10 protein-coding genes are annotated in these 12326 nt (G+C 36.9%); 3 read left to right on the top strand and 7 right to left on the bottom strand.

Going from position 1 to position 12326, the window contains the following annotated elements:
* Window positions 1-30: 30 nt before the first annotated feature.
* The 5 genes from pgsA to ACK1JC_RS15195 all read right to left on the bottom strand — a co-directional run bounded on the left by pgsA (window position 31) and on the right by ACK1JC_RS15195 (window position 4934).
* Window positions 31-618 (bottom strand): CDP-diacylglycerol--glycerol-3-phosphate 3-phosphatidyltransferase, encoded by a 588-nt coding sequence (gene pgsA, locus ACK1JC_RS15175; RefSeq protein WP_409512717.1) that lies wholly within the window; start codon window positions 616-618, stop codon window positions 31-33.
* A 121-nt stretch (window positions 619-739) separates the two neighbouring features.
* On the bottom strand, window positions 740-1534 hold the full coding sequence (locus ACK1JC_RS15180) for a thioesterase family protein (RefSeq protein WP_409512710.1): 795 nt from the start codon (window positions 1532-1534) through the stop codon (window positions 740-742).
* Window positions 1535-1650: 116 nt separating this feature from the next.
* Complete coding sequence (gene uvrC / locus ACK1JC_RS15185) at window positions 1651-3450, bottom strand: excinuclease ABC subunit UvrC (RefSeq protein WP_409512711.1); 1800 nt, start codon at window positions 3448-3450, stop codon at window positions 1651-1653.
* A 336-nt stretch (window positions 3451-3786) separates the two neighbouring features.
* A complete protein-coding gene (locus ACK1JC_RS15190; RefSeq protein ID WP_409512718.1) occupies window positions 3787-4191 on the bottom strand; it encodes a PH domain-containing protein in 405 nt (134 codons plus the stop codon).
* 119 nt (window positions 4192-4310) lie between these two features.
* Window positions 4311-4934, bottom strand: coding sequence for a PH domain-containing protein (locus tag ACK1JC_RS15195; protein WP_409512712.1), 624 nt, complete (start codon window positions 4932-4934; stop codon window positions 4311-4313).
* Window positions 4935-5300: 366 nt separating this feature from the next.
* Between ACK1JC_RS15195 and fadB the strand changes: the two genes are divergently transcribed.
* Both fadB and fadA read left to right on the top strand, forming a co-directional pair.
* Complete coding sequence (fadB, locus tag ACK1JC_RS15200) at window positions 5301-7454, top strand: fatty acid oxidation complex subunit alpha FadB (protein ID WP_409512713.1); 2154 nt, start codon at window positions 5301-5303, stop codon at window positions 7452-7454.
* A gap of 12 nt (window positions 7455-7466) precedes the next feature.
* Entirely contained in the window at window positions 7467-8639 is a 1173-nt protein-coding gene (gene fadA / locus ACK1JC_RS15205) for an acetyl-CoA C-acyltransferase FadA (RefSeq protein WP_409512714.1), read from the top strand.
* 52 nt (window positions 8640-8691) lie between these two features.
* Here fadA and ACK1JC_RS15210 read toward each other — a convergent pair whose 3' ends face one another.
* Window positions 8692-10134 (bottom strand): hypothetical protein, encoded by a 1443-nt coding sequence (locus tag ACK1JC_RS15210; RefSeq protein WP_409512715.1) that lies wholly within the window; start codon window positions 10132-10134, stop codon window positions 8692-8694.
* A 723-nt stretch (window positions 10135-10857) separates the two neighbouring features.
* Here ACK1JC_RS15210 and ACK1JC_RS15215 point away from each other — a divergent pair.
* Window positions 10858-11559 carry a hypothetical protein gene (locus ACK1JC_RS15215; RefSeq protein WP_409512716.1) on the top strand — a complete coding sequence of 234 codons (702 nt, stop codon included), beginning with the start codon at window positions 10858-10860 and terminating at the stop codon, window positions 11557-11559.
* A gap of 67 nt (window positions 11560-11626) precedes the next feature.
* On the opposite strand, the gene ACK1JC_RS15220 is transcribed toward ACK1JC_RS15215, so the two are convergent.
* On the bottom strand, window positions 11627-12139 hold the full coding sequence (locus ACK1JC_RS15220; protein WP_409512719.1) for a DUF4256 domain-containing protein: 513 nt from the start codon (window positions 12137-12139) through the stop codon (window positions 11627-11629).
* Window positions 12140-12326: the final 187 nt, after the last annotated feature.

Genomic DNA, 12326 nt, shown 5'->3' on the forward strand with positions numbered 1-12326 from the left:
ATTAAGCGAATGAGGTATTCAAACAGCCTATTAAGGCTGCTTTAGATATGGCCAAGCCGCTTTTAAGTAAATAAACATCGACCATAAAGTCAAAATAACTGAGGTATATAGCAAGCCATACGCCAATGTTTCAAGCGGTTGCCAATTAAGTAAAAATACCGTGATGGCAATCATTTGAAATGCTGTTTTATATTTACCGACTGTCGACACCGCAACATTAGTACGTGCGCCCAACTCAGCCATCCACTCGCGTAAAGCAGACACGGTTATTTCACGTGAAATAATTACAATCGCAGCAAATGCCATTGCAATACTAGGCTTCCATTGAACCAAGACAATTAAGGCTGCTGCCACCATCAATTTATCGGCAACAGGGTCAAGAAAACGCCCAAATGCTGAAGTTTGATTAAGTGTTCGAGCAAGATAGCCATCAAACCAATCCGTTACAGCTGCAACCACAAAAATACCTGTCAGTACAAGATGGCGAGTCATACCGCCATCATGACCATTTACCCCCACCGCAGGTGGCCAATATGCGATTAATAAAAATACAGGAATTAACGCAATACGAGCAAGCGTCAAAATATTTGGAATATTCAGGATTCGACCTGTGGTCATAGACACCGCCATTTTTCCCCTCATCTGTCCTTAAAATAGACAAAATACGCAGAGATTCACACTCTATTATGTCCGCTACTTTAAACGATTCAGCCAAAACTGTCGACAAGTCAGCAGTGAACTAAGCAAAAACTGTCACTGTCTGCCGAGATATGGCAATTAATCGATTTTGTTCATCCCATAGATGTGCATATTCAGTCGAGTAACCATCTCGGGCATATTCAGTAAATACATTGTATTTAAACCAATCATTTAACTGATTTTCAAGTGGATGAATAAACGTCAGTTGCCATGTGAGTGAACTTGCAGGTGCAGGCTTTTTAAACATCGGTAAAACACCCGGTGGCCACACATCCATCAGCGTTACGACATCTGCAATATGCATCTCACGATTAGGATGTAACTCAGGGTCAAATCGGCACATGCCTGAAAAATCAGGGTCTTTACTACCCGACATTGGATAACTTCCTTCTGTCCAAGCCAATTGAAAGTTTTTCACACACTCAGGAAAAGGTAAATATTTTGGAACAATGTTGAGCTGATTAATTTCAGGAAAATGAGGAGTTTGTGGTTCTTGCGAAACTTGAATGTAAGACTCTCGCTGACGACCAAAACTTGCAATGAGAATACTTTGCACTGTTTCATTTTGCCAAAGACGCACTTCAATGGTAGTGACCGATTTTCCTTGTCGTAAAATTTCAGCCGTTAATTTTACTTGGGCATCATCGACAGGGCCGACAAAAGTAACACTACAACTGAGCAATTTTTGGGTTACATCATTGATCGTCGTGAAGGCTTTATAGACCAACATACCTGCAACCAACCCACCAAAAATGGTTCGACCTTGTAGCCAACCTTTTGGAATATCAATATGTTCTTGCTGTTCAATCTGTTGAAATAGTGCTTCCAATGACATGAGTTATCCTAAGTTTTATTCTTTCATTACTGTTTCATATTTTTCAGACATTGAAAATGATCCGTGACCCATGCGTCAATGTTAACTTTGGCAACTGCTACTAATGATAAATCACTCTACTCATGCAAAACTTTATATATAGTTCGTGCCATTACATCTCCCAAACCAGGTACAAGTTTTAAATCATTTTCTGAAGCTTTAAGAACCCCCTGAATCCCACCAAAATGCGTTAACAAATCACGGCGGCGTTTCGGTCCCAAGCCTGGAATTGCTTCTAACACTGATCCACCACGGCGCTTATCACGTTTTGCGCGATGTTTGGTGATGGCAAAACGATGCGCTTCATCACGAACTTGTTGAATCAAATGTAAAGCTTTACTGTCTTCAGGTAATTGAATTTTTGTACCATCGGTAAAATGCAATGTTTCTAAACCTGGTTTACGTCCTTCCCCCTTCGATACACCGACCATAAAGGCATCTAAACCTAAATCTTGCATGACTTGCATTGCCATATGTAGTTGCCCTTTACCACCATCGATCAATAATAAATCAGGTAACATGGCTTTTTTATAACGGCGTGTCAGTGCTTGGCGCATAGCAGCATAATCATCGCCACCCGTAATATCTTCAATCGCAAACTGACGATAATCACGCTTTCTTGCACCACCCGCATCGAATACCACACAAGATGCAATTGTTGCTTCCCCCATCGTATGTGAAATATCAAAACACTCAATACTGTCAATTGGGCGACCACAAACTTGCTCGAGTTGATGAAAGCGTTCATTGAGTTCTAAATGATTTGCCAATTTTCCTTTAATCGCATGTTGCACATTCATTTCAGCCAGTTCGAGCCATTCTGCACGTGTTTCCCGAACATTGTGCTTAATCTGAATTTTCTTTTCAAATTGTTGATATAGAGCTTCTTCGAGTTCTTTTCGATCAATTACATCGACATTGACAATTAATTCAGCTGGCACTTCATCTGCAACTTGGAAATAAAAATTGGCAATAAAATCTGATAGCATTTGTCCTAAATCATCACCTAACATATCAGGAAAATAACTTTTACCACCGAGCATTTTACCGTTACGCACATGCATGATTTGTACGCATGTCACCCCTGCCTGATACGCAATCGCTAGAATATCTGCTTCACCTTTAAGTTTATAAATGGCTTGTTGTGACTGTACATCTCGCAGTAAAGCCATCCGATCACGGTAAAATACTGCTTTTTCAAACTCTAAGTTTTCCGCAGCTTGCTCCATTTTTTGAATCAATTCCTGATTAAGCTCTTTAGTGTCTCCTTTCAAAAACCGAATCGAGTTTTGCACATCTTCGTTATAGGCTTCAGGTGTAATTAATCCTACACAAGGTGCCGTACAGCGTTTAATTTGATATTGCAGACATGGGCGTTTCCGTTGTGAGAAGTAGCTATTTTCACATTGGCGAACATTAAATAATTTTTGCAGTACTAAAAGCGTATCACGGGCATTGTACGCACTAGGATAAGGACCAAAAAACTTACCGACTTGATGTTTTCCCTTACCACGTCCTGAGGCAATACGTGGAAAAGGCTTATCTGCTGAAACAAAGATATAGACGTAAGATTTATCATCACGCAACATAATGTTATATGGCGGACGATGTAGTTTAATCAGATTTTGTTCAAGCAGTAAGGCTTCAGTTTCTGAACGTACTACCAAACTTTCAATATCGTAAATCCGAGCCACTAAAGCCTGTGTTTTTGGATGTTCAATGGTTTTAACAAAGTAACTCGACACACGATTTTTTAGATTTTTAGCTTTCCCCACATAGAGAAGCTCGCCATCCTTTCCAAGCATCTTATAGACACCGGGAAGCGAGGTCATATTGGCTAAAATTTTTTCAATATTTTCACGTGCGTTTTCGTTCACTGTCTGCTTTTTAAACTTTGGAATATATAAGGATAATGTCGTTTGATCATCCTTTTTTCAAGTCCAAGAAAGTATATTTTAATATTCCAAAACTATGATGATGGTGTATTAAGTTTTTCAATGGCTGATTTACAGCTTTATAAACAACGACCCCATTCATCAAATCACAGCTTAATTCTGTTGTCTTAGTAATTTTACACTCACTCCTTGAGTGATAAAGTTCCCAATAGTCTTATCCATCTATAGTCAATTAAGTATTCGGGAAAGTCGTCAAATTTTTTAAAGCATCTAAATGACCTTACTCACTTTAAGCTATGTTCATAATCATTTCTTCATTCAAGATGATAAAGCCTGACGAAAAGCATCGATCTTTTTCGGTGAAATAAAAATCACTTGCTTCTGCCCATCTTTTAAATATTCAATACGTAACCGCTGAAGTGACAATGCAGGTGATACATTCAAATGATCGGTAGCGCTGATTTTTTGAATACTCGCTAGTGGAATATGCCATTTAAAAAATAAGCTACGAACCATCAAGACATCTTTATTTAGAGAATAACGCGTTGTAAAAATTGGCGACCAAAGCAATATTATTGTGAGGATATACACGATTGTATGTTCAGGATATTCAACCATTGTGCCTTTGGCATACATCGTAAATAAAAGTTGCAGTAACAAACCTGACATTGAAATGATAAAGCCCAAAACCCACCAATCTATTTTACTTCGAAATATTTGCATCAGTTTCAAACTCATATCTATATCAAGATATTCTACCCAAATCCCTTAACTTTTACATGGTTTTTATTTCAGCAATAAAAAACGCCTTTTCAAGCGTTTTATTGCTAAAAAATATAATATTAATTTTTTAAATAGCGTTCAAAAATTTCAGAAAAATCATAATTTTCAATTTGTTTGATTCGTTGATTTGAATATTCTTCAACTTGTTGTGCAGTTTGATTAATAATTTCAGGTAAATTTAAAATGGCTTGCTCACTTAACTCTCTTAAATTAAACATTTTTTGTACATTATCAGTACTTTGAAGCAAAATATTACGTTGACGATTAATGTCTTTACAAGTTTCACCAATCGTAAATAAAGCTTTATAAAGATCACGAATTTTTTCAATTTGATTCTTATGAATATCTATTGAAAATGTTTGCTCTCCTAACTGAAATTTGATTTCAGCATCCAAATCCACCGTACCTGCTGTTTCAAGTAACACATTTTTAATCGGATTGTGTTTATATAAATAGCGGTACAACATGCGTTTTTTGCTCATCGCACTTTTACCATCAAGGTGCATAAACGCGACATTGGTAAAGCAGTATTCGTCTGTTTTACTTTTAATCACAAAGAAGATTTTTTCGTTATCTTCATGAAAAATATAATCATCAATATCCGTCTTATTAAAGTCTTGTGGTTCAATAATGGTTCCAATATCGCTTGTACCCATCATTTCAGATGCTAAATTTTTAAACATTGTGTCTTTTCCCGACATTTATACATAATGTAATGGAGTAAGCTAAAAAGATAATTCAAAAAACTCAAGGCATAAATTGTTTTATGTGTATCTATCAAATGCCAAAAAAATTTCTTATATGACCATAGCCTGACATAAATCTAAATTTCATCACAAATCTGTAAGAAAACTCGTGATCAAACACCTGTGATATACAAGGCTGAAACAAAAAAATTAATGACCCCTGCGTCACGGCTTGATACAACTTGTTATGTTCTTTTTAGATATAGTTATCGTAAGATTAGTGAAGCAGAAAAATGTGTGCAGGAATAGTACACACGCTTCAGAACATCAACTTAGAAGTCCTCCAAAAAAGGAGATCAGGGCATGATCCACGCTGGCAATGCCATTACCGTCCAAATGCTTTCGGACGGAATTGCAGAATTTCGCTTTGACTTACAAGGTGAGTCGGTTAACAAATTTAACCGTGCAACACTTGAAGATTTTAAAGCCGCTATTGCAGCTGTTAAAGCTGACAGTTCAATCCAAGGTTTAATTGTTACCTCTGGAAAATCTACATTTATCGTTGGCGCAGACATCACTGAATTTGGTGAAAACTTCAAACAAGGCGAAGCTGCGATTGTGGAATGGGCTATGCCTGTTCACGATATTTTCAATTCTTTTGAAGATTTAGAGATTCCTAAAGTTGCGGCAATCAATGGTATTGCATTGGGCGGCGGTTTTGAAATGTGCTTAGTGTGTGACTACCGTGTCATGTCTGAAGCTTCTACGGTTGGTTTACCTGAAGTTAAACTTGGTATCATCCCAGGTTTCGGCGGTACAGTTCGTCTAAGCCGTGTGATCGGTATCGATAATGCCGTTGAATGGATTGCCACTTCTGCAAACAAACGCCCAGATGCCGCACTTAAAGATGGTGCTGTAGATGCGGTTGTTGCTGCAGACAAATTACAAGATGCTGCTATTGATCTTGTGAAGCAAGCTATCTCTGGTCGTTTAAACTGGAAAGCAAAACGTCAAGAAAAATTAGAGCCTGTTAAACTCGACATGCTTGAACAAATGATGGCGTTTAACTCATCTAAAGGTGTGGTTCTTGCGAAAGCAAACCCTGCCCAGTATCCTGCTCCGAAACTTCTTCTTGATTCACTTCAAGCAGGTGTAAGCCAAGGTCGTGATGCTGCATTAAAAGTTGAAGCTGAAGCATTTGCTAAAGCAGCAATTACGCCTCAAGCTGGTGCATTGATTGGTTTATTCATCAATGACCAAGTTGTGAAAAAAGCATCTAAGAAACATGAGAAAGGTGCTCACCCTGTAAACCAAGCAGCTGTTTTAGGTGCGGGTATCATGGGTGGTGGTATTGCTTACCAAGCGGCAAGCAAAGGTACACCAATCATCATGAAAGATATTGGTAATCCACAACTTGCTTTGGGTATGAAAGAAGCGAATGGCTTGTTAACTAAACAAGTTGAACGCAAAAAAATGACTCCTGCGAAAATGGGTGAAACCCTTGCTCGCATCCGTCCAACTTTAAGCTATGACGAATTCAAAGAAGTCGACATTGTGATTGAAGCTGTGACGGAAAATCCAAAAATCAAAGCAGCTGTTCTTGCAGATACAGAGAAAAATGTTCGTGAAAATACGATCATTGCATCAAATACATCTACAATTTCAATCACACGTTTAGCTGAAAGCTTACAACGTCCTGAAAACTTTGTGGGTATGCACTTCTTTAACCCAGTTCACATGATGCCTTTAGTAGAAGTGATCCGTGGTGCAAAAACATCTGAAGAAGCAATTGCTACAACAGTCGTACTTGCTCAGAAAATGGGTAAAACCCCAATCGTTGTAAATGATTGCCCAGGTTTCCTTGTGAACCGCGTATTGTTCCCTTACTTCGGTGCATTTGACCTATTACTTAAAGACGGTGCTGACTTCCAGCAAGTTGATAAGGTGATGGAAAAATTCGGCTGGCCAATGGGTCCTGCATACCTGATTGATGTTGTTGGTATAGACACAGGTGTACATGGCGCAGAAGTCATGGCGGAAGGTTTCCCAGATCGTATGAAGCCAAATTACAAAGGCGCGATTGAAATCATGTATGAAAACAAACGTCTTGGTCAGAAAAATGACGTTGGTTTCTACAAGTACGAATTAGACCGTAAAGGCAAGAAAGCGAAGGTTGTTGATACGACTGCCTATGAGCTTGTTGCAACAATGGCAACAACGGAGAAGCATGAGTTTGATGCTCAGGAAATCATTGACCGTATGATGCTTGCATTCTGTAACGAAACAGTTCGTTGCTTGGAAGACAAGATTGTCGAAACTGCTTCTGAAGCAGACATGGCAATGATCATGGGTGTTGGTTTCCCTCCATTCCGTGGTGGTCCTGCGCGTTATATCGACCAAACGGGTGTTGCTGAGTATGTTGCACTTTGCGACAAGTATGCACACTTAGGTAAAGCTTATGAAGCGCCACAAATGTTGCGTGATATGGCTGCTAACAACAAAAAATTCTACGGTTAAGGAGCAACGTGAATGGCTAATTTGAATCCACGTGACGTTGTCATCGTTGATGGCGTACGTTCTGCAATGGGTAAAACCAAAAACGGTATGTTCCGCAATGTACGTGCTGACAGCTTATCTGCTGAGTTAGTTCGTGCTTTAGTTGCTCGTAACCAGTTTGATGTAAACGAAGTTGAAGATGTAATCTGGGGTTGTGTAAACCAGACTCTAGAACAAGGGATGAATATTGCTCGTAACATCGTGTTATTGGCAGATCTTCCTAAGACTGTTGGCGGTCAAACCGTAAACCGTCTTTGTGGTTCTTCTATGCAGTCAATCCACACTGCTGCGGCTCAAATTGCAACAAACCAAGGTGATGTTTTCATCATTGGTGGTGTAGAGCACATGGGTCACGTAGGGATGATGCACGGTATCGACTTGAACCCTGAAGCATCTAAGCACTATGCAAAAGCGTCTAACATGATGGGCTTAACGGCTGAAATGTTAGGTCGTATGAATGGCATTACTCGTGAAGAACAAGACGCGTTTGGTGTTGAATCTCACCGTCGTGCTTGGGCTGCAACACTTGAAGGTCGTTTCAAAAATGAAATCGTGGGTATTGAAGGTCATGATGCAAATGGCTTTAAACAACTTTGCGACATCGATGAAGTCATCCGTCAAGATGCAAATATTGAAGCATTCCGTGCTTTACGTCCTGTGTTTGACCCTAAAGGCGGTTCTGTAACTGCTGCGACCTCTTCTGCATTGTCTGATGGTGCATCTGCAATGTTGTTGATGTCTGCTGAACGTGCTCAAGCGCTTGGTCTTAAGCCTCGTGCTGTGATTCGCTCTATGGCGATTGCAGGTTGTGATGCTGCGATCATGGGTTATGGTCCTGTTCCTGCAACTCAAAAAGCACTTAAACGTGCTGGTTTGAGCATGGATGATATCCAAACGATTGAGTTAAATGAAGCATTTGCTGCTCAAGGTCTGTCTGTAATGAAAGGCTTAGGTATTTACGATAAGCAAGACAAGATCAACTTGAATGGTGGTGCAATTGCATTGGGTCACCCATTGGGTTGTTCTGGTGCGCGTATTACGACGACATTACTTAATGTAATGGAGCAACAAGATACTCAAATCGGTCTTGCGACCATGTGTATCGGTCTTGGTCAAGGGATCGCGACTATTATCGAACGTGTTTAATGCTTAATTAAATACTAAGATAAAAAGAACCCCGCTTATTGCGGGGTTTTTATCATTTTAAAGTTTTTAATTCATTTTTTGCATCTTGGTAATTAAAAGCAGTTGACTTCATGTGATCAACATAGAATTGTAAAAATTCAACTTTATTCTCTTTCAATGCAACAACACAACGATTGGTAATAGATGAATCTTCTGCCATTTCTATAGTATCGGATAGATCACTCATAAGAGCCATTGTTGTATAAAAATCTGAATCACTCAAAAATTTAGAATCCTTTAATTTAAACAAGGAAGTTTTATATCCATATTTATCATCACAATGCTTTTCATAATTTCTAATTAGTCTATGATAATCAAATTTTGATAATATCCGAGTATCTGCTTGAATATGCTCACATCCTTTCATCATCTTTTCAAATTTTGGCTGATACCACGTCTTATCATTTTTTAGAAAGGTGTTTAAAGATGAATCTGAAACCAAGGTAGTAGCATTACAAGTTGTTTCATCTACTTTAATAAGCGATGATCTTTCAATCCATATTTTCACATTTTGAAGATCATTCACTTTAAAAAATGCAAAAGTAAGTAAATCACCGACCCACCAAGGTCGAATTACCTCATCAAGATCTGCATCAGTATCATAATCATTATGAAATTGATTAGCCAATTGCTTGTTATTATAAAATCGGCTGAACTTTGCAGCAGTACTCTTAATCAAATCCACATTACCATTCTGTATTGCTGTTATTAGCTCATACTCTTCATTAGAATAACTAAGTTGTGTTAAGCGGACAGGAATAATAAACCTTACATCTTCATTAAATTTTTTATAATTCTCATTTTTATAAATATGATCATAAATTCTTTTAAATCTTATATTGGCATCGAAAATTTTACGATTTTCTCTAGGCGTATAATTTAAATTATATTTAAAAAAGCGCATTAAAGTTGATAAAGCGATTGAAGCATTTGCCTTATCATTTGGGTCTTGATCAAATTCTGTCAGAAATTTTTGCTCATAAGTATTCATTTTTTGAATATCGAGTGTTGATAACTCCTGATTGTCATATAGACTCCTTAATGAAGTGTAAATTAATAAGTCTAAGTAGATGAAGGCCTCACTCGAATGACCTTCCCTTAATTTTTTTTCATTCTTAGCAATTTCGATTTGATTACTTACCAGTGTCCTTTGACATTGATCACTCAAATCTAAACTTGGATAATCGCTAATATCTATAATATCAAATGGATAATAAATAACTGCATTCTTATCTTTTAATAAATTTTGTTGAGATTTATTCAAATCTTGATATTGAGTTAACTGTTCAGGATTTTTACAAAATTTCTGAATTGATGAAGTCATCTCATTGATATTAGTTAATAAAGATTCATTTTGATTTGCTAACACATGACTACATACAAAAATTGTACTACTCAAAATTATTTTTTTTAGCTTAACCATATTTTCTCTTATTTTTAAATCAATATTCAGCATGCTTTTGCTTAGCTGTAAGATGATTAAATGTGAACTTTTTCGTGACAACCTATAAACTAGCATAGATGAAATCACTATAAAGTGAAACTCAAAACGACTATAAAACGCTAGGATAAATACCACAATCATAGTGTTAAGATATTTTTATTCGTTCCAATTCTAAACATAGAAAAAGCCGATCTGATGATTGGCTTTTTAATTTTTCGGTAAAGCACTGTTTGTAGCACCTAGTTAGCATTTTTACCAAACAATTGCCTCATCGTATTGGCATCGATATTGATTTTAAAAGAACTATTTTTATTAATCGTATTGGTTGCCGAACTACGATCTATGCCTAAAGGTGCAAGTATGATAAAAATACTCGTATTGGGTCAGATGACTGCAAACCCGAAACTACAGATAACACATAAGCTTTCAAAGCCACGCTATTCCTATATTTATTCAACCCGCTCATATCAATCACAGTCGGGGGGAATATAATTTATAGTCTAATCAATCAGCGATGGAATATGTTTGTTTTAAATATTTTGCTCATTTTTTATGTTGTGATGTTACAAAGCTTTATACTTTTCTTGAAATAATATCATTATAAACTCTACATATTTAATCTCAAAAAAACTCGTATTTTCTCCAATTATTCATTATTGTTTAATAATATTTATACATTTATAGTTATATCAATAATTGATATGCTTAAAATCATCCTTGAGGAATAACAAATATATGTCACTTTCAAAGTCTTCTCTAACATTTGCATGCGGAATATCAGCCATTCTACTTTCAGGCTGTGCAACCTCGACACTAATCAAAAAAGACAGCAATAAAACCTATACGCGCACCAACAAAGTGACTTTAATAGAAGACCAAGTCGTAGCATTTGGACAGCCCGCAAAACCTTTACCTAACGTACCCACCCACAGCCTAGTCATCGCTGGACAACAGAAAAGTTATGTACTCACGCAAGGTGGACCTCAATTTGTCAGTTTAATTGGCAAGCTTGATCCAAAAAATATTCAGATCACACGAGAACTGAGTTTCTATTCAGAAAAAAATGATGGAAATTTTACAGGGACTTTGCCCCTTGCCTATGTAAAACTCAAAGAAGATATTAGTAAAAAAGATTTAGAGTTTTTTATTGAAAATGGCGCAAAGGAATGCTCAAATTCAAGCGATGAACGCATGTTAGCACAACGCTTCTGCTTTGAAATCAAACTCGCTGGTGTTGTTTATCCTGCAGCTAATAACTTAGCTTCGTTAAAAGCATTAAGTAAACCCTACCAAGTTAGCATTTACACTCATCAAGAAGAAAGCTACCAATCCAAATCAGGAATGAATCCATTTGAAAAATTGGTTCTATTACCTTTTGCAGTAGCAATTGATGTAGTGAGCTTACCATTCCAAGCTGCTGAAAAGATTTTTGACTAATTTTAAGCAGATTATTTAATCTGCTTTTATATACGTATTTAAAATATCTAGCCAAAATAATTTAAAGCTAAATTCTTAACAATGCTCTAAATCCACGCGAAGAATAATTAGACTGAGCGCCATTATGATAAATAAAAACTCTGCCATAACGATAGTCGCAAAATAAAGCACCGCCCTTTTGCCTAATTTCATTTGGAGTATAAACCCAACTCGAAGTTTTCAAGTCAAATGAAAATACTGTCTGTAATTTCTGATATTGCTCTTCATTTAATAACTCAAGACTCATTATATTGACCATATCCAATACAAAGTTAAGGGGTAAATGATTTTTACGTAAAAGTAATCCGTCACGATCATAACAAAGGCTTCTACGTCCTTTTGGTGATTCAATAGAACAATCATAAAATATATTTTCAAAAGATTTTGAATCTAAGACAACAACATCGGGTTCTCCACCACCTTCTTCCATTTGATATAAAGAAAGTAATTTTATAGGATTTTTTGATAGCTTTTTATACACTGCAGCCCACTCAATATGAGCATGACGATACATATTAGTCTCATATCTTTGTTTTAATATCGTTAATAGTTGTTATGTTTGATTGTTTTCTAAATGATTTTCCATTATCAAATTGCTTTTTATTCAATAATTATCACTTTATTTTACGACACTCTTTCTTCAAAGAAGCACAATAAACAAGCTGAGGAAGGTGTAATTCTTCATTATTTTCAGGGATTGGAGTGAATTTCATAGTATTTTCTAAGGT

Source organism: Acinetobacter sp. TY2 (assembly GCF_046269225.1).
Classification (GTDB): Bacteria; Pseudomonadota; Gammaproteobacteria; order Pseudomonadales; family Moraxellaceae; genus Acinetobacter.

Coding starts and splice junctions, on each gene's coding strand:
- pgsA (WP_409512717.1), bottom strand. CDS start 618: ATGACCACAGGTCGAATCCTGAATATTCCAAATATTTTGACGCTTGCT.
- ACK1JC_RS15180 (WP_409512710.1), bottom strand. CDS start 1,534: ATGTCATTGGAAGCACTATTTCAACAGATTGAACAGCAAGAACATATT.
- ACK1JC_RS15190 (WP_409512718.1), bottom strand. CDS start 4,191: ATGCAAATATTTCGAAGTAAAATAGATTGGTGGGTTTTGGGCTTTATC.
- ACK1JC_RS15195 (WP_409512712.1), bottom strand. CDS start 4,934: ATGTTTAAAAATTTAGCATCTGAAATGATGGGTACAAGCGATATTGGA.
- fadB (WP_409512713.1), top strand. CDS start 5,301: ATGATCCACGCTGGCAATGCCATTACCGTCCAAATGCTTTCGGACGGA.
- fadA (WP_409512714.1), top strand. CDS start 7,467: ATGGCTAATTTGAATCCACGTGACGTTGTCATCGTTGATGGCGTACGT.
- ACK1JC_RS15210 (WP_409512715.1), bottom strand. CDS start 10,134: ATGCTGAATATTGATTTAAAAATAAGAGAAAATATGGTTAAGCTAAAA.
- ACK1JC_RS15215 (WP_409512716.1), top strand. CDS start 10,858: ATGTCACTTTCAAAGTCTTCTCTAACATTTGCATGCGGAATATCAGCC.